The following is a 229-nucleotide window of genomic DNA, read 5'->3' as shown; positions in this document are numbered from 1 at the left end:
GGCGTGAAGGTCGCCGTCCAGGTTCTGCCGTCTGCCGCGGCCGTGAGCGGGCCCAGCGTGCCGTTGGCGTCGGTGAGCACGACGTCGTCGGCCGCAAAGCCGCTGACGGCCTCGCTGAAGCGGAAGGTGACGGTCGTCGTTTCTCCCGCAGTGAGCGTGGTGTCGGCCAGCGTGATCGTGGCCGTAGGGCCTGTGGTGTTGCCGGAACGCGTGTCCACGCTGTACTTGG

At 69.0% G+C, this 229-nt stretch carries 1 protein-coding gene; it reads right to left on the bottom strand.

Annotation, left to right across the window (positions count from 1 at the left end; translation table 11 throughout):
- Positions 1-229 (bottom strand): Ig-like domain-containing protein (locus tag VTU_RS33815; protein ID WP_010107119.1); only part of this gene is annotated, 229 nt, incomplete at both ends.

This window comes from Verminephrobacter aporrectodeae subsp. tuberculatae At4 (genome assembly GCF_000193225.1).
Taxonomy (GTDB): Bacteria; Pseudomonadota; Gammaproteobacteria; order Burkholderiales; family Burkholderiaceae_C; genus Acidovorax; species Acidovorax aporrectodeae.
This window is presented reverse-complemented; position numbering and strand designations above follow the sequence as displayed.